Source organism: Segatella copri (assembly GCF_024330485.1).
GTDB lineage: Bacteria > Bacteroidota > Bacteroidia > Bacteroidales > Bacteroidaceae > Prevotella > Prevotella copri_L.
Map to the genome: position 1 here is coordinate 37968 of NZ_JANDWX010000024.1, position 18750 is coordinate 56717.

Genomic DNA, 18750 nt, shown 5'->3' on the forward strand with positions numbered 1-18750 from the left:
ATAAGAAAAGAGTTGCATTATTCATAAATTTATTGTATTTTTGCACCGCAATTGAATATATATACATAAAACAATATACTAATGAATGATGAGATAAGAATCATACCGATAACGACTAAAAAAGGGCTGAAAACCTTCATTCAGTTTCATTATGATCTCTACAGAGGCCATAAGTTTGCCATTCCTTTTTTGCGTTTCGACGAGATGAATACGCTGGACCCAAAGAAGAATCCTGCCTTCGAATTCTGCGAGGCTCAATACTTCCTGGCGGTTGACAGCGAGGCTCGTATCGTAGGTAGAATTGCTGGCATTATCAACCATCGTGCCAACGAAGAGTGGAACAAGAAGCAGGTTCGCTTCGGCTGGTTCGATTTCGTGGATAATGTTGCGGTTTCCTGTGCCTTGTTGCGCGCGGTAGAAAACTGGGGCAAGAGCAAGGGAATGAACGAATGCGTAGGTCCGCTCGGATTTACGGATATGGACCGTGAAGGCTTGCTCATCGAGGGCTTCGACCGGAAGTCTACGATGTATATCAATTACAATTATCCTTATTACAAGACGCATCTGGAGAGTTATCCGCTCTATGAGAAGGATAACGACTGGCTGGAGTACCGCATCAGGATTCCGGAAGTGACGCCGGCTAAGTTTGCCAAGACTGCCCAGATGATAGAGAGCCGATATAATCTGCATGTTCATAAGTTCACCCGCCGGGAACTGACCTCGGGAGGTATGGGTAGGAAGGTGTTCGAAATCGTGAACGAGACTTATAAGAATCTCTATGATTTCCAGCAGCTTACGGAGAAGCAGATAGATGAATATGTAAATACTTATATCAAGAAGGCTGACTTGAACCTGGTAACGGGTGTGGTAGATGGCAACGCTGGCAACAAGCTGGTTGCCTTTGGTGTTTCCTTCCCTTCGTTTACCGATGCGCTGCGCGAGATAGGCGATGGCAAGCTTTTCCCTACGGGTTGGCTGAAGGTGCTGAAGGTTCTGAAGTGGCACAAGACGGATACGGTAGATTTGCTCTTGATTGGTGTTCTTCCGGAATATCGCAAGAAGGGAGCCAACGCGCTTATTTTTGCCGATCTTATAAAGCAGTATCGCCGTTATGGCTTTAAATGGGCTGAGGCAATGCCGCAGATGGAGACCAATACCGGTGTTCAGAGCCAGTGGCAGTATCTGGAGAGCGAACAGCATCGCCGTCATCGCTGCTATAAGAAGAAGATTTAAAAGTCTCTGTTTTGGGCCGTTTAGTGGTAAAAAAGATAGAAAATGGGCTAAAAAGTTAAAAAAACTAACTCGCTCTAAATTGGACTTTGATTGAAAATCAAGAAGTTGGGCGTTTGCCTATATTATATAGGTAACAATATGGAAACGAGCGGACTTCTGCTCGTTTCTGTATTTTGCAATATGCAAAGAACGCCTCAATTCGGGGGCAAAGATACTATATTTTTCTTAATATCCCATAATTTGCAAGAAGAGAAACATAGAAATTAGGACTTTTTTACATGAAATCTCAAACTTGCCACATAACCCCATCATAAAATGAATAGCAAGTATTCCTACTGAGTTTATCCAATCAGGGTCATTGTTGTTGATGACGACTCTACCATCAGCTCATATATACCTTTCCGACACAAGCATATGGTGTTTTCGTTTGTACTCCGAGTGTGTACAGTTTCAAACCGTGATTTACATTCTTATTATAAGAAAGTGAAGCCGTGACCATTTGTGTATTTTTGCAAAACTAACTCCAGTTCATACAACAGATGTAAAAGATTTCTGCAAAATCGACCGAAATCATAAGAAAAAAACACCAAACCAGCAAATTTCTTAAAGATTATATCTGTTTATTAAGATTATTTTTGTATATTTGCAGCATTATTTTGGTGGTAAAGCCTGTTGGCCTGCCACGTGACAATAGGACTTTACGGAGCAAGCCTATATCACAATTCTTCTCCGTAGTAGCAGTCCGTTCTCTCTCACTGGTCTCTCCCTGCGCGGCAGAGGCATACGTTTTTATATTTTTCAAACACTCCAAATTGACAGCGCATGAGAAAGTTTACTTCTTTGTTACTGTTAGGCTTCGCTCTCGGCAGTTTCGCACAAACGCCCGGAGGAGTCAGCGGAAGCGAACTGTGGTTCAAGACTGCGCCATTGAACTCAGACCTGCAAGGTTATTACCGTTGGCAGGATTTCTCTGGGGATTCCATACGGCTGATGCTATTGGACAGCCGTGGCGTCAAGTCTGAACTTACTCTTCCGAACAGTTCAGTCCATTTCTTCAACTTCAATCCAAGTCTCTGGCTCGCAGACGGATTCCGCAGCCTGAGTGCCAGCCTCAAGCACGGCGACCTCTCACAGGCTACCGTCATCGGTGTCTTTGCACCGGAACTGGCAACCATCGGCAAGGATATGGTTGTCTATGCTCTTGACGGCCGCAAGGGCGACGGAGCCATTCTGAGCAAGGACAAAGCCGTAAGGGGTAGAGGTGTTGAACCACTGGACTATGGTTCAGCATCGGGTGAAGACCTGCTTTATCAATCAAGCGATTCTTTGTCCGAGAAAGGTTTTAAGGAAAGTGCTCTGCGAGTTGTTTCCTACTTCAAGGTAAGCAATCCTTCAACAACATTGTGGGGAGACAACTCCAACACCACATTATTCATCGGAACCCCTTCCACCTCTGGCAGTTTCGGTACGGATTTCCCGACCTCGCTCTTCGGTAATGCTTCCATCCGGGGATATGCCCCAGAGCTTGTTGTTTTCAGCAGGATGCTTACACCCGATGAGCGCAGAAAAGTGGAGAGCTATCTGGCGGTAAAGTACGGCATCACCCTCAAAGGCTCGTATCTTGACAGCGACGGAAACCTGACTTGGGATATGGCGGAGAACCAAGCCTACCACCATAGGGTCACAGCTGTTGGAACCGACACGGCAGGAAGTCTCTCCCAACCGCTTTCCGCAACATCATATGAGGAAAGTCCGGTGTATGCGGCCTTGAAGGAGAACGGAACTTATCATGACGCAAATCCATACAACCCTTCATCCGCTTCCCGCCTGCTTGTCATGGGACGTGAAAACGGCAATCCGATGCCGGACAGAGGCTTTACTTTCTGGGGCGACGATGATGTGGCACTTGCAACATATACCTCACCTACAGATTCCCTGTGGCATGTCATGAAACGTACATGGATGGTCAAGACCAACGTGCCGTCAAAGCCCGACAGTACAGTGGCAAGATGGACTGCACAAGGATTTGAGGTTTCGAGGAATGGCTTTACTGACAATATCATCCAAGAGAAAGCCGCTTCCGGAGCTTATGCCACGACCCCAGCCCTTGTTGGAGGTGGCGGTGCTTTTGAGTTCACCTGTCCGACAAGTCACCCGACTTTTGACGTTGGCTTCGGAAGCATCGGTGGCAGCACATGCAAGTATGGATTCCGGTTCACCAATGCTGGAGTTGTTTATCCGATCATCAACGGAGCGGTCTCAAATTCATACATCGCCACGGATGTTGACGGAACGGACATCTCTATCCGCAAGGAAGGCAAAAACATCTATCTGCGTGTTGACGGGACAGGAAGTGCGACAAGAACCATATCCCTTTCTGATGCAACTGACACAGACACAAATGTGGGCATTATCCGAACGGAAGGAGCAGAGTCCGCCTTGAATATGGCAGGCTTGAGGACAGGAGGAATCGATGATGTCGGCTATATGGCAGAGTTGAGCTATGACCTCACACCGGACAGGGAGTTCTCGGACTATTGCCGCAAGCGTACCGTCATGCTCATAGACCCAAGCGGTGAAGGTGATTTCGACATCAACAGCAATAGCAACATAAGATGCTCCAAGCCTGATATGACAAGGGGCAAGACCATATTCCGCAATATCCTATGGGATGCAGACGGAAGCGGAAGCGATGTGTTCACATTCGCCTATTATGACGGCATTTCCTATGATGCCACTCCTACGCCGTCAAGTTGCGAGAATGGAGTTCCACGCAATGACGGGTATATCGACATCGGCATCAACATCGGTACACCTGTCTATTCCTATGTGCTCAGCGTTGACACCGTTGCAGGAAAAGTAAAAGGTGAAACCATTGCCAGAGGAACATTCTTCGGTGACACGCATAGAATCACGAATCTTGCCCCCGGCGCCTATGTGCTGTCCGTATCACAAGGTGGAGGCAACGAGATTTATGCCACTGGCAACGCACTCTACACCTCATACTCGCATGACACCAGGACCTATCTGTCTGGCGACATCTCATGGACGGTGAACGATACAAAATCAAACTACCGTGTGGGATTGGAGCCAAGCCTCACGGACGAGATCACCCAATATGGCTTCGACGTGCGGGGCGACAAGGCGCATATCATAACCGGTGGATATACAAGCCTAACCAAATATGTCACCATCAAGCCGGGCGATGTGCTCAGTGTTACAGTCCGCAATATGCAGGTCACATACAAGTTGAACGGACAGACCGTGCATCATGAATATGTCTGGTCACTTCGTGCATGGCGGTTCTGCATCAAGTACGGAAAGGGCGAGACACATATCACAGATCTTACCGTAAACGGTACGCCTGTAACCTCATTCACCACAAGGGGCAACGTGCAGATAGAAACACCCAAGAAGTGTACGACAACGATGACCGTCTATGTCGGCAGCGAGTGTGATGCAAGTATGCCTAACGGAACACAGGCAAGGGAGAATCATGTGGGCAGCTCGGACAGACAGGCTGACAATACCTTCATTTCTGGAGAAGACGAGAATTTCACTGTCAATGGCAACGGTTCTACGACAGGCATCTACGAGGCTAAACTCACACAGGACAAGCCTGCTGCAGCCACATTGATGGTGTTTGACGTATCAGGCAAACTGGTAGTGTCACGCCAAATGACAGGCGAAAGCGTCAAGCAAGCCGACTTCAAGGTTCCCGCATCGGGTGTGTATGTCGTGAAGGCAATCTCCGAGAATGGGGAGCATACAAGGAAAATCTCAGTAAAGTAACTTAAAGGAAGATACGCATGAAGAATTATATACAGAAGGTGGCGTGGGCATTGGTTTTACTGTTTGCCGCCACACTGTCCCTTTCGGCAAAGGACGGGACAGCCGTGAGAAAACTCTTCAAGAAGGGTGTCTCTGACAGTATCTCCGTAGGAGGTAGCAAACTGGTCGTTCTTCAGAAAGACCTCATTCGGAACAGAAGCCTTTCCGTGAACTCTATCGGAGAGGAGAATGTTCCTGAGCTTGACTTTGCCATGACCAATGTCACGGCAGGAGGACATGGCTACCGTTTTCTCCCTCACGGAACCCATTTTACAGGCGAGGGCGCGACTGTCAAGATAAAGTATGACCGCACGAGAATACCAAGCGGCTATACCGAGGACGACATCCGTACCTATTACTACGACCCGGCCGAGAAGCATTGGGTTGCGTTGGAGCGTGTGCGTGTGGACAAGAAGGAAGAGTGTGTCGTTTCAAAGACGACCCACTTCACCGACATGATCAACGGTGTGATACAGGCCCCGGAGTCACCGCAGACCGAAGGATTTGCCCCGACGATGATGAACGACATCAAGGCGGCAGACCCGACGGCGAAGATCAATGTCATTGCGCCTCCAAGCGCAAACAACCGTGGCTCTGCCAACCTGCAGTATCCGTTCGAGATGCCGCCAGCACGAAACGGTATGCAGCCAAGCCTTGGCTTGCAGTACAGCAGCGAGGGCGGTAGCGGTTGGCTTGGCGAGGGTTGGAACGTCAGCGTGCCAAGCATTACGCTTGACACCCGGTGGGGCGTGCCTCGTTATGACCAGTCAAAAGAGACGGAGACTTATCTTTTGTCCGGTTCAATGCTCTCCACTATGGATGACAACGGACAGATGGGAGTCGCACACCGTGGCGAGAAGATGAACAGAAAGGCTGACCGCCAGTTCTACACCCGCCAAGGCGGTGATTTCAGCCGTATCATCCGCAAGGGTGACAGTCCTGCCAACTATTATTGGGAGGTTACAGACAAGCAGGGTGTCAAGTACATTTATGGCGGTGACGGAGCTGTTGTAAAGGGCAATGTCACCGATGCTTCGGGCAATACCCGTGAGGTGATTGCCGAATGGAAGCTGAAACGTGTCGAGGAACTCCACGGTGACTATATAGAATATGTGTATGACATCGTGGACGAGGATGTGCGTGGCGGCTTGAAGGCCAAGGCTGCATATCTGAAGGAGGTTCACGCAGGTAATGCAGGACAGGAACCGCACACCGTTGTACTCTTTGATGGCAACAAGGTAAAGCAGGTAAAGACCAACAATGCCCGCTATGGATTCCTCGCCTCCTCCAACAAGCTGTTGGAGAAAGTGACCGTGAATTTCCAGGGCGAGACCCTGCGCAGCTATTCCTTTGACTACAAGGAAGGTGCTTTCCATAAGGAAATGCTCACTGGTGTCAGACAGTATGACAACACAGGAAAGGAAGTGGCTTTCCAGAACTTCGACTATTATGATGATGTGCAGGCTGAAAAGGGATATGTTCCGTTCAAGGATGATTCCGAGAAATGGAACACGCACGATGACGGACTTGACGCTGGTTTCGTCAATCCTTTAAAGACTGTCAGCAAGCGTTTCAGCGACAAGCCTACTGCACTTGGCGGAACGACAAGTTCTTCTGTAAGCGGTTCGTTCTATGCAGGTGTGGGTGTCGTGGACGGAAGTCCCTGGAAAAGCAATACCGTGGGTGGCTCTTACAGCTATTCAAGCGACACGAGCAAGGGACTTTCCGCACTCGTTGACTTGAACGGTGACGGACTTCCTGACAAGGTGTACAAGTCCGGTGGTTCTGTTTATTATCGTCCACAGATTAAGACAGACAACGGAGAAGTCGTATATGGTGAGCCTATCAAGGTAAAGGGCATCAGTAACTTCTCGACAACCAAAAGTTCTACCAACACTTTCGGTGCGAATGCCGTTGTCGGTTGGGATGTCCTGACTGCCGTTGCCGGAACGGACAAGTCAACCACTAAGACAAAGACCACTCAGTATTTCAGCGACATCAACGGTGACGGACTTGTTGACCTTGTTTCCAATGGCAAGGTTTATTTCAACCATTTGGAGTTTGACGGATCAGGCAATGCCGTGCCTACATTTACATTGAGCAGTGCCGACACGCCAAGCCCAATCATCTATGGTGGCAAGGTTGACACTTCTGTCATGGAGATCAGTAAGGATGAGCAGGCGGAAGCCATCAAGAACTCACCGATGGAGGATATCGTGCGTGTATGGCAGGCTCCAAAGGACGGAATTGTCAGCGTAACTGGTCAAGTAAGCCTCATTGCACCAACAGATGACTATGATGCTGACGAGTATCAGAAGGCAGACGGCGTAAGAATTGCCATCCAAAAGGGAGGCAATGAACTTTGGAACAAGACGATAGCCAAGGGTGACAACAGTCCATACAGCGCAGCCGTATCATCTGTTGCCGTCAAGCGTGGTGACAGAATCTATTTCCGTGTCCAGTCTGGCTCTGAGGAAACAAGCAACGGCTCATTTGATAAGGTGAATTGGTCACCTACCATTACATACGCAGGCGAGTCAAATATCTTGCCTAACGGGCTTTCTTCAACAGAGTACAAGCCAGAGGATGGTGCCATCTACGATGTGAACACCTCTGCCAATGTGGAGAATGGTTCAAGTGTTGAAGTTCACAGTGCCTTCCACAAGCCTGTAACAACCGATGATGTTGTTCTCAGCATCATCGGCAGCAATGAAAAGAAAGACAGTGACGGAAACGACAACCCGAACTATACCAAGAAGACTGTCTTTGCTCGTACATTGAAGGCTAATGAGGCTTTCAATGGCGATTCTCTCAACATCAGTCTGGAGAATACAGAAAAGCTGACTAACTTCAGCTTTGAGATTTCATCTACCTCAAATGTTGATTGGAAGAATATCGGTTGGCAAGCGTCTGTGACTTATAAGGACTCTGTCAACATAGAACAGACGGTAGCCGTTCCTGCACACTATAAGACATTTGCAAATGCCTTGGCAGAGGGCAAGCCATACTTGACTACAGCGACTGATACTGTTTTGGTCGTTTCACCAGTACTTATCCTTTCTGACAATTCCATCAATGGACAGGTTACTTTGACCGCCAAGACAGAGGATACACTCATCGGCAAGAAGTCTTTCAATATCGAGAATGGCATCTTGAAAGCCGATACTCTGCGATTTGCAACTACTGCAGGAAAGAACATCTGGTTTGAATACAGCTATCCGGCAGCAATCTCTAATGAAACTGTTACTTCAGCCTCTGTTTCCATTCTGAAAGATGTGGCAGGTCTCGTAACAGAGAATGTGCTTGCTGGATTCTATGCAGAGAATGACAATCTTGGCTTCGGTATGCTTTACCGTGGCTGGGGAGGTTTTGTTTATAACTCGGCAGAGGGCAGATATGCAAAGCCTATTGACGAGTCCTTGCTGAAATTGCCTGAAAACGAGAACGACAAGGTTGATCCTCTCACGATGGCATTCACTCCATTGGGTACAGACCAGACTTCTATGGACAAGTGGGTCGGTCAGCGACAGGACATCTATCTTACTGCAACCGAGGCAAGTACAGCCCGACTGACCGAGCAGGATGTTCTTCTCTCCAATCCGTTGGAGAACGATACCGAGGTAGCAGGACTTGCAGGTGAGTATTTGCAAGGTACTGGTGCTGCGGCAGTAAGCCAAGTGATGTCCAGCAAGAGCACGGTAGTGCAAGGCGGTGCGCTTGGTATCACACACAACGATGCGAGCGGTAGTGCCAAGACAGAGGTCACCATGATGGACATGAATGGTGATGGTTTCCCGGACATCATCGCTGGTGGTACGATTCAATACACCAACTCTCTTGGTGGACTGAGCGGCGAAATCTATAAGGGCATCGGCTCCAGCAACTCCGACAATGCTTCACAGGCATGGGGATATGGCGGTAACCCTGTGGCTTCAGCGTCAAGCATCACAAATCTAATCTCCAAGGGCAAGGCAACCATACTGAACCAGCAGACTGCATGGCTGGCTCAATTCTCCATTTCTGGCAGTGCGCCAAAGAATACGGATGAGGCAGTTGAATCTTTCATTGACATCAATGGCGATGGACTTCCCGACAAGATTCTTTCAGACAAGAAAGTAAAACTGAACCTTGGCTATGCCTTCACTGAGCCTGTTGACTGGGGGCTGGACCGCATCCAAGGCGGTAAGTCTCTTTCCTATAATTTTGGTGCAGGTGCAGGGGAAGATTTTGGTTGGGGAACTACCCAAAATAAGAGCACAAAGCAGTCGATAAACAAGGCCTCCGGCAGTTTCTCAGCAGGCTTTGGCATTGTAACCTCTGAAAGTGAGGAGGAATATAATCTTATCGACATCAACTCCGATGGCCTTCCAGACAAGGTATGGAAGAGCGACCACGGTATCATTGTTGCCCTCAACACTGGTAACGGCTTTGACGAGCCTATCAGTTGGAAGGGTGTGAGTGCGCTTAGTGAATCAGCCTCTACATCAGAGTCTGCAAATGCAGCGTTCACTTTGACCATCAACATTCCTGTCATAAGCATCAAGATTTCAACCAACCCTGGTGCTTCCACCTCACATAGTATCAATCGTCCTACCTACTCTTTGCAGGATGTTGATGGTGACGGCTATCTTGACATCGTTGAGTCTGAGAAGGAAAGCGAGTTGAAGGTTACACGCTCAGCCATTGGCAGAACCAATATGTTGAAGTCTGTTACCAACTCCTTGGGCGGAACATTCACTTTGGACTATGCCCACACCACTCCGACTTACGGTCTTCCTGGTGGAAAGTGGGTAATGTCTGCCTTGACGATTGATGATGGTATCCATGACGATGGTCCTGTCATGACAACCGCCTTTGAGTATAACGACGGCAAGCGTGACCGCCATGAACGTGAGTTCCTCGGTTTCGGTGAGGTTATCACCAAGAACCTCGACACGGAGAATGGCAATTCTGTTTACAGACAGGCTGTTGAGAACTACGATGTAGCCAACTACTACACACAGGGCAATGTTACCGCCACATCCGTAGAGGATGCCAACGGCAACAAGTACACCGAGACAAAGAACCGTTACGACAGTTATTATATGACTGCCGACGGTGACAAGTACACATTCGCAAAGCGTGACGTGAACCTTTGGAGTGACCGTGCATCTGCATTCGTACCTCTCCGCTATACGGCAAACTTGCAGTATGAGGGAGCGGCAAACGGTGTGGTTACATCCGAAGCATGGAATGAGTACTACCTCAATGGCTATCATGGTGAGTTGAAGTCCTACAAGTACAGCGACAAGGGCAGTCTTGGCGAGGACGGAAACGGCAAGTTCGACTATGCGACCGCCATCAAGTACACGGACAATGCAAGCAAGCACATCTTCGGACTTCCAGTTGATGTGACTGTTACAGGCGGTGACGGCTCACTCTATCACCACGTGACGGCGAAGTATAATACCAACTACGCCAACCACATCACGCAGATTACACAGCAGTTGAATGACGGTGCGGCAGTTACCGATTACAAGTACGACTCTTACGGCAACATCATCCAGAAGACTCTCCCTGCCAACGGCAAGGGACAGCGTATGTGGTACAAGTACCGCTATGAGCCTGAGATGAACATGTATGTTGAGCGTATTGACGATGCGTGGGGCTACCGCAGCGAGCAAGGCAATTTTGACTATCGTTATGGTATCGCCAAGGAGCATCGTGACCTCAACAACTTCTACTATGAGACTGATGTTGACGACCTCGGTCGCATTACTGGCGTGCGTGGTCCTAACGAGTTGGCTACGGGTGTGCCTTATGCCATCGCCTTTGAATATCAGCCTTTGGCTACCTTTGGTGAGAGTGGCATTACCGCTCCTGCATACGCCGTGACCAAGCACTACGACATCCAGCACCCTAACGACGACTTGGAAACTGTTACATTCGTTGACGGTTTCGGAAGAGCCGTGCAGGTGAAGAAGGACGGTGTTGTGACAAGTGCATCCAAGGGAAACTCTGCCAAGGACGAGAACGTGATGATAGTCAGCGGAAGAAACGTGTATGACGCTTTCGGACGTGTGGCAAAGGCATTCTATCCTACAACGGAAGGAACAGGATCGAAATCAACGTTCAACAAGTCATTCGACAATGTGTCTCCTACCGTCACAGTCTATGACGTGCTCGACCGTGCTACCTCAGTGACATTGCCGGACAACTCTACGACAACTACGGCATATACTGTTGACAACGGCAGTCATGCACTTGTTACAACCGTAACAGACGCACTCCATAATGTGCAGGCTACCCATACCAATGGCAGTGGCAAGACCTTGAAGACCATCCAGAAGAGCGGTCCTGACGGTGAGATTACCACCTCATTTGAGTATGACGGCATACAGCGCCTTGTTCGTGTCACCGACACGGAGGGCAATGTAACGACCTCTACTTACGACATGGGTGACCGCCGTATTGAGGTGAACCATCCTGCAAGCGGCATTACAAGTTTCACTTATGATGCGCTCGGCAATGTGCAGACTAAGCAGACTGCCAACCTTGCCAAGGAAGGTAAGTTCATAACCTACGATTACGACTATCAGCGTCTGATTGGTATCAACTACCCAGATCATCCGGAGAACAGCGTAAAGTGTTACTACGGTGGTCGCAACGCCTCTCAGAACCGTATTGGTCGCTTGATGCTCCGTGAGGACGGAACAGGTGCCATTGAATACTTCTATGGTAAGATGGGTGAAGTAACAAAGACCCGCCGCACGCTGATTGTGCCTAACCAGGCGATAGCAACCTACGTGACGCAATGGACTTACGACAGCCACAACCGCCTGTTGGAGATGATTTATCCTGATGAGGAGAAGATTACTTACTCTTACAATCTCGGTGGTCAGCTTGAAAAGGTTCATGGCTACAAGTCATACGGCTACGATTATGTGAGCAAGATTGGCTATGACAAGTTCGAGCAGCGCACATACTTGAAGTATTGCAACGGTGCTGAGACATTCTACACCTACGACCCACAGCGTCGTAGATTGCAGAACCTCACTGTGAATAGTGGTGGCAACACCATTATGGATAACGCTTATACATACGATGCGGTGAGCAATGTGCTCAGCGTGGTTAATGGTGCGTCAGTTCCACAGAGTGGAAAGGCTGGCGGACAGATGGCGCATACCTATACATACGATGCTCTTTATCGCCTTGTCAGTGCAACTGGTACTTATACTGGTGCGGACAACAAGACCGCAAGTTATACCCTTGCAATGGGTTACGACAATATGCACCGTATTACTTCGAAGCGTCAAATCCTTACACAGAACAATGTGCAGTTCAACGGTACATTGAATGCAGGTTATGATTTGTCATACACCTATGGAACAGAGACAGGCAAGAAGTTCCAACTCGCCAATGTGAAGGATGTGAACTACCGCACGGAGGAGACACCTTCAGAAAGCGAGAATGTGAACAACAGCCATGCCTATGAGTATGATGCCAATGGTAATCTTGTCTATGTCAATACAAGCCGCACGAAGAAGGACGGTATTGCTGACAAGAAAGCCGAAGAGCGCAAACTCAAATGGGATGAGGAGAACCGTCTCCTTGCTTCTGATGACAATGGCTTCGTGACTAACTACTGGTATGATGCAGACGGTGAGCGTACTGTGAAGACATCAGGCGAGAGTGACCAGGTTTATGTGAACTCAGAGTTTGCTGGTGGTCGCACAAACACAGCCAAGTTCTCATTGTATGTATCTCCTTACCTCGTTGCCAACCAAGGCGGTCGTTACACCAAGCACATCTATATTGGCAGTCAGCGAGTAGTCAGCAAGATTGGTGACTTCGACTCTTATGGTTCTGACCCACGCCGCATTCAGTATGCAGGTAGTGAGACTGATGGCCTTTCTGTTGATTATAAGGTTAAATATGTCCAGCAGTTGCAGGTTATCAAGGATAATTATGCAACCTTTGCAGTGCCGTACAATGGCGAGGACAACAACGACTATGTCGATGGCAAGGGCTTCTGCTGCAATGACGGCAGCTTGGAGGCTGCGCAGGCACGTGCTATGGCACGAGCAGCGAAGAACAACTTCCAAGAAGGCGACTCATACGAGAAGATGCAGTTCTACTACCACCCAGACCACTTGGGTAGCAGTAGTTACATCACCAACCTTGAAGGCGAGGTGGTGCAGCATATCGAGTATGTACCTTTCGGTGAAGTGTTCGTTGAGGAGCGCAATAACATTTGGAATACGCCTTATCTTTTCAATGCGAAGGAATTCGATGAGGAGACAGGACTGTATTACTATGGGGCAAGGTACTATGAGCCAAGGTTGAGTGTGTGGATTAGTGTTGACCCGTCAAAGGAGAAATATCCTGATATAAGTTCTTATACCTATTGTCATAATAGTCCAATAATTAGCATTGACCCAGATGGAAAGGATGATTATAGGATGGATGCAAGTGGATATTTAGTTTTTTGGAGACGAACTAATGCAAAATCTACACATCGTGTTTTTTTTAAGAATGCGAGCATTGTTGTTGGACGAAATCTTGTAAATCAATTGCTGAAAAACAAGAATAATCAAGGCTCATATGCTGTTACGTCAAATGGCGATGATGCTTTTAAATTCTTCACTTTTGCAGCAAAACATACTAAGGTAGAATGGAGATTGGTAGGCATGAAAAATGGTTCTGGTGTAAAATTTAAATTGAGCACTGATTTCAATTCCAGTTCTGTTTCTAACGACATGAATGATGCTAAAAATATGTTGTTCCATCTACATAGTCATCCTTGGAATACAAATTTTGGTGAAACAAAAGCATCTGGAAATTATAAAGAATACAATCAGGTGTCATCAGGAAAATCAATAAGCAATTACTATACAGATGGCGATGTTTGGACCCTGAATAATATTTATAATGCATATAAGAAAGCAAATCCAAACAAAAGGTTTGAAAGCTATCCACGGGCTTACATATATTACTCTGGTGACAAAGGACAAAAAAGCCAATTGTATGAATATGATTTGAAACGTGCAAGATTTAATCCAATTTTCACGCCAACATATGAGCAAATAAAAAATAGAATTTACAGGAAATGAAAAAGATTTTTTTTATACTTTTTATTCTATTGACAAGTTGCGTAGCTAAGGATGGACCATTCTCTCCATCCTTAGCTATGGTACTCGATGGAATAATAAATAAAAATCCAGAATATAATGTAATACAAATTCAGGCATCCAAATTAGAAGGACATGAGTTACTTTTCATCACTTGTCTTCATAATTATAATCCTAAAATGACTGAAAGCTATTATATATACAAGAATAAATTGGTCACATATTTCCAAACAGACGAAAACGACAGGTCTTATATCATAGACCATAATTTCTTGTATAAATATGATGGGGGAAAACTTAATTATAATTGTATATATTCTTCCAAAGTCACTTCTGAACCAAAACAGCAGGTGTATGAAATTATTGGGAATAACAAATTAGCATTATTAAAAAGGCCAGAAAAAATAGTATGCAGAAAGAATAAAATAGAAGGAAATAATGTTGTTCTAAACAAGCAATTGAACGAATTTATTAATTCCTACATTTATAATAATATAGATGTATTATATGAATTACGTTTTAAGGAAATTAATAATAAACACTATGCAATAATACGTTCCATGATATATTATGATAAAAATAAATATGATGGATATTTTTTCCGAGATGGGAACTTGGTAGTTATATATGGGATAGATGCATCTGAAAATTTTTTAGATAAAACATGGATAAAGAAGGACAATCGAGGAATACCAAATTTCAAATATAGGACTATAGATGAATGGAATTATCCTTATCCTCTGAAATTAGAAATATTTTCTAATGGAAACGTTAAAGAGCTATCACTTTCGGAAGGATTCGCTATATAGAAATACTGCAAATGGATGAAATATCCTAATGTAGAACAAGTAGGAAGCTCAACAGAAGCACATGAATTTGGACACAGCTTGGGACTTTGGCCTGGAACAAAAAATGGTCATCCGAAAGAAAATCTTCTTGGATAAGGACAGCCAGGAATAATGTATCCAAGAGGTACTATTGTTGATTCTCAATACAGATACAATCCTAAAGCAAGCTACAATCAAAGTGGAGGAACTTTGAATCCGGAAAAGCGTAAGGTTCTACAGAGTGATATTGATATGCTTCATTTAGACAACTTGTATTATGACAATAATGGAAATTCGCAACTTGGAAAAAGCACCAGTGCCTTTTGGGAATAAAATTCACATTATATTGATTTTTCTCATTCAACTGATTCTGTCATGTAATCCACAGAAAACAAGCGATGGGATATTATCAAAAGAAATGTTATATGGAGAGTGGACATTGGTAGATGGAGAACATCAGGTAAATTATCCAGATATTGAATTTTTCGCTGATAGTAGTGCTATACTCTATTCGCAGGCGGATACCATATACAGATTTACATTTTTCATAAGAAATGATTCTTTATATCTTACTGATATTTATGGTAAGAAGTATGTGAGTAGAATTAGAAAATTAAGTTGCACTACAGTTATCTTTGATGGCATTGCAGATGTCAAAAAGAAGCAAACATATGAGAAACAATAATGTCGGAATTTTCTAATGAGAGATTGGAAATTCATCATTAATTGTTTTTATATATAACCTCAATTAAAATCCGTGGATTATTTAATTTGTAATCCACGGTTTTTTTATACTTTCTTTTTCAATACATATAATTTTACGTTCTTAGCGCTTGGCTCATTCCCAAACGAGTCAATCAGAACAATGCTGCTGTCATTTTCACCTTATAAAATATGTTGTCACCACTTGATGGATGTTCAAGCATCAGAAAACTACCGTCAATTACTTTGAAGATGCCATTCAATACTTCACAACTATCCGATTCGTTTAGATATTTCTTCTTCAAACTATAGGTGCCATCCGCATTTAATGTGAGTGTTGTTTCAACATTAGGTGGCAACACGCCGCAATATGTTCCTGCAATGGAATCCAAGTCAATAACGTTTTCTAAGATTGCCGTATATTCTTCGACTTTTTCTTCATAACCATCATAAAAGAAAAAGTGTCCGCAATGTCAAGCGAGTGGCATCACGGACACGACATGAATAGTTGAGAGTTAATGAAAAGTTAATATGCTGCTACATTACTGATGAATGGAACGTCTCTTGCATCATCGAACACGATACGGAGACCGTTCGTCTTTACTTTATCGAAGCGAAGGATGCGCTTGTACCCGTTGGTCGTTGTCTATTATTTCTGATTAATTTTCTTTTTAATTTCATTCGCCTCTTTAAATAGGCTATTAGCAATGCTATCTTTAATTGCTGCCATCTGTATCATTTCGATATGGTAGCGAATTGAGTCCTCGTAAGTATTTACATGAGCTCTAACATTCTCTATAACTTCTTTATTAGGGCATACAGAGAAGTTCTTTTCGATGTATCGAACATTGGGGTCGTCAGATGGAAGAACCATCTTCAATGCCCGATACTTCAAGTCTGCCTTCTCCCAATCTTGGTGCTCTCGCCATTGGGTGAGATTGCCCCAAATGGAGAGGACAAGGGATAGAGCCAAGCCTCCAATGAAAAGAAGAACTTTCTTTGAGGTTGGCTCGAAGCGATGGGTTACAACCTTCTTTTGAGGTGAAAAAAACAACACTTCAAGTTTGTCCTGCAATACCTTCGAGAAAACATCATTCTCTTGTCTCATCTGCTTGACTGCATCAACCAAGAACTTGCTTCGCTGCTCATTTTTGCCAAGTTCAACCTTAATAAGGTCAGCAAAAACGATAATGGCATCTCTTAATTTGGATATTTTACCTCTGACTTCCTCTTCTTTGATAAACATCGCATTGATTGACTTATCCAACTTGGTTATGTCATTACTTGCAGGAACGGTTTCCGCTCCTGCGTTCTTTGTGGAGACAGAAAGTTTATCGACTTTCTGCTCCAATCTCTCAACTGTGCCGTAGATGGCTTCCAATAGTTCTTCTTTCATGTTCGATTCTAATTTTAAGTTTGTAACTTGCATCAAAGGCTGAAGCCTTTTCTGCGTTTTTTCTTTTTCTTCTTGGCGGATTCATCTTCTGGGAATGGCTCATAAGTTTGGGCATTAGACGGAGCGAACAAGCCGATGGAAGAAATACCACTCCAAGGGTCTTGGGTATGTTCTGCCGTTGGTTGAGTCTGTTCTACTTGGTGACAACTTGGTTGTCCTCCCTGCATAGATCCGGCTCTTGGCGATACACGATTATACTCTGTGCCAAGTCTTGCATCCAACTTGACAAAGCTGTATTCTCGGCTAATCTGCGTACCCTTGAAGCTATATCCATCCTTGCTGAATCGGATGCCTTGCACCTTGGTTCGCTCCTTGTCCTTATAGACAAACTCCAAGAGAACACCTCGCTTTGCAAGCTCATTCTTGAACTTCTGCCAACTACCTGCGGTTTTCAAGACATCCTTGACAACATTGTGAATCTCGTATTTGGCACGCTCCCTATTGCGCAATTTGCAAGTATTTGTCTTGCTCTTGTCAGTTCCGTAAGTCAATCCATACTTGGATTTTAGAGCCTTGGTCACTTGCTCATTACGCCTGTAATCGTGGGCGTCTGATATGAGTTTGCCCTCATTGTTGATGCGGTTATACACGATATGACAATGTGGATTGTACGTGTTGTGATGCCTTACGATAATGAATTGGGTATCGTTGATACCCATCATTTGCATGTATTCAAGGGCTATCTTAGCCATGAACTCATCCGTCAAACGTGGCCTGTCCTCGGGTTTGAAGCTCAATGCAATGTGTCCCACAGGCTTCTTAATCCTTGGATTTAGCTGCCTCTGTAGCTCGAAACTTTGCGTTATCTCGGCATTCGTGCCGAGTAACACACCATCCGAGGCGATGATTTTCGCCTCGTCCTTGCCTGTAACATAGCGGATGCAACCACCAAATGAGCTGCCCTTCTTTAGCTTGCCTATCATGTGGTATCCTCCTTTCTGCCCATACTGCTTGGCTTCGGTTTATAACTTGCTTGGCGATACTCGCCAAGGATTGCTTTCAATCTTCTCAACAAGTCCACCACATATACATGGGTTTCATGGAAACCTCTCTGATGCGACAGCTTGGTAAGTTGGTTGAGGTTGTTCGCCATGCCTATGAGATTCTTGGCGATGGCTATCGTCTCAGCGTTGTGTCCGCTGACCACCTCGCCGTTCAAGGCGGACTCACGAATGTACTCAGCCAATTTGCGGTTGGCTTTTCTCGCTCTCAGCCTCAGTGCCTCGTAGCTTGGCTTCGAGAACTTCACCGTGACAGACTTCGACAACTTGCGAACCCTGCCTGTGGGCGGTCTTCCGCCCTTTTTCTTGTCTTGTTCCTGTACGTTTGTCATTCGATACACTGTTTACAGTTGGTACACTCACTTTCTGCGACCGCCGGGAGCAAAAAATCTCCGTCCTCATGGTGGAGCGAGGCGTTTTGGGGTTCCCAAAACATAACCTCGCTCCCTCTCAGAACACGTTAGTTGGAATTACAGCCTTTCAGCTATCCACGTCCAAGGTCGCAGACCTTAATTCTCACAATTTGCGCCAAGCCTCGAAGTCCTCTTCATAAAGGCTTAGGTGGTGGCGCACGATGTTCTCGATGATGC

At 45.7% G+C, this 18750-nt stretch carries 10 protein-coding genes and 1 pseudogene; 6 read left to right on the plus strand and 5 right to left on the minus strand.

What is annotated here, in order from left to right; genetic code table 11:
- The first annotated feature begins 81 nt into the window (after positions 1-81).
- From NNC77_RS12175 to NNC77_RS12200, 6 genes are all read left to right on the plus strand, one after another.
- Positions 82-1233 (plus strand): N-acetyltransferase, encoded by a 1152-nt coding sequence (locus NNC77_RS12175; RefSeq protein WP_254971165.1) that lies wholly within the window; start codon positions 82-84, stop codon positions 1231-1233.
- 822 nt (positions 1234-2055) lie between these two features.
- On the plus strand, positions 2056-5025 hold the full coding sequence (locus tag NNC77_RS12180; protein ID WP_254971163.1) for a T9SS type A sorting domain-containing protein: 2970 nt from the start codon (positions 2056-2058) through the stop codon (positions 5023-5025).
- Between the two features lie 17 nt (positions 5026-5042).
- On the plus strand, positions 5043-14156 hold the full coding sequence (locus NNC77_RS12185; protein WP_254971161.1) for a toxin TcdB middle/N-terminal domain-containing protein: 9114 nt from the start codon (positions 5043-5045) through the stop codon (positions 14154-14156).
- Positions 14153-14983, plus strand: coding sequence for a hypothetical protein (locus tag NNC77_RS12190; RefSeq protein ID WP_254971160.1), 831 nt, complete (start codon positions 14153-14155; stop codon positions 14981-14983). Before NNC77_RS12185 ends, NNC77_RS12190 begins: the two co-directional genes overlap by 4 nt.
- Before the next feature lie 15 nt (positions 14984-14998).
- Complete coding sequence (locus NNC77_RS12195; protein ID WP_254971159.1) at positions 14999-15118, plus strand: M10 family metallopeptidase domain-containing protein; 120 nt, start codon at positions 14999-15001, stop codon at positions 15116-15118.
- A 160-nt stretch (positions 15119-15278) separates the two neighbouring features.
- Positions 15279-15686, plus strand: coding sequence for a hypothetical protein (locus NNC77_RS12200; RefSeq protein WP_149926322.1), 408 nt, complete (start codon positions 15279-15281; stop codon positions 15684-15686).
- Between the two features lie 172 nt (positions 15687-15858).
- On the opposite strand, the gene NNC77_RS12205 is transcribed toward NNC77_RS12200, so the two are convergent.
- The 5 genes and pseudogenes from NNC77_RS12205 to NNC77_RS16730 form a co-directional block, all read right to left on the minus strand.
- Positions 15859-16095: a copper resistance protein NlpE N-terminal domain-containing protein gene (locus NNC77_RS12205; protein ID WP_254971157.1), complete on the minus strand. Its 237-nt coding sequence runs from the start codon at positions 16093-16095 to the stop codon at positions 15859-15861.
- 257 nt (positions 16096-16352) lie between these two features.
- The gene (locus NNC77_RS12210) at positions 16353-17099 is read right to left on the minus strand and encodes a hypothetical protein (protein ID WP_254971156.1); all 747 of its coding nucleotides are present in this window, start codon (positions 17097-17099) and stop codon (positions 16353-16355) included.
- Between the two features lie 32 nt (positions 17100-17131).
- The gene (locus NNC77_RS12215; RefSeq protein WP_254971154.1) at positions 17132-18082 is read right to left on the minus strand and encodes a relaxase/mobilization nuclease domain-containing protein; all 951 of its coding nucleotides are present in this window, start codon (positions 18080-18082) and stop codon (positions 17132-17134) included.
- The gene (locus NNC77_RS12220; RefSeq protein ID WP_254971152.1) at positions 18079-18492 is read right to left on the minus strand and encodes a plasmid mobilization protein; all 414 of its coding nucleotides are present in this window, start codon (positions 18490-18492) and stop codon (positions 18079-18081) included. The genes NNC77_RS12215 and NNC77_RS12220 overlap by 4 nt, the downstream gene beginning before the upstream one ends.
- Before the next feature lie 184 nt (positions 18493-18676).
- Positions 18677-18750: pseudogene (locus tag NNC77_RS16730) on the minus strand (DUF3408 domain-containing protein); the annotation flags it as partial.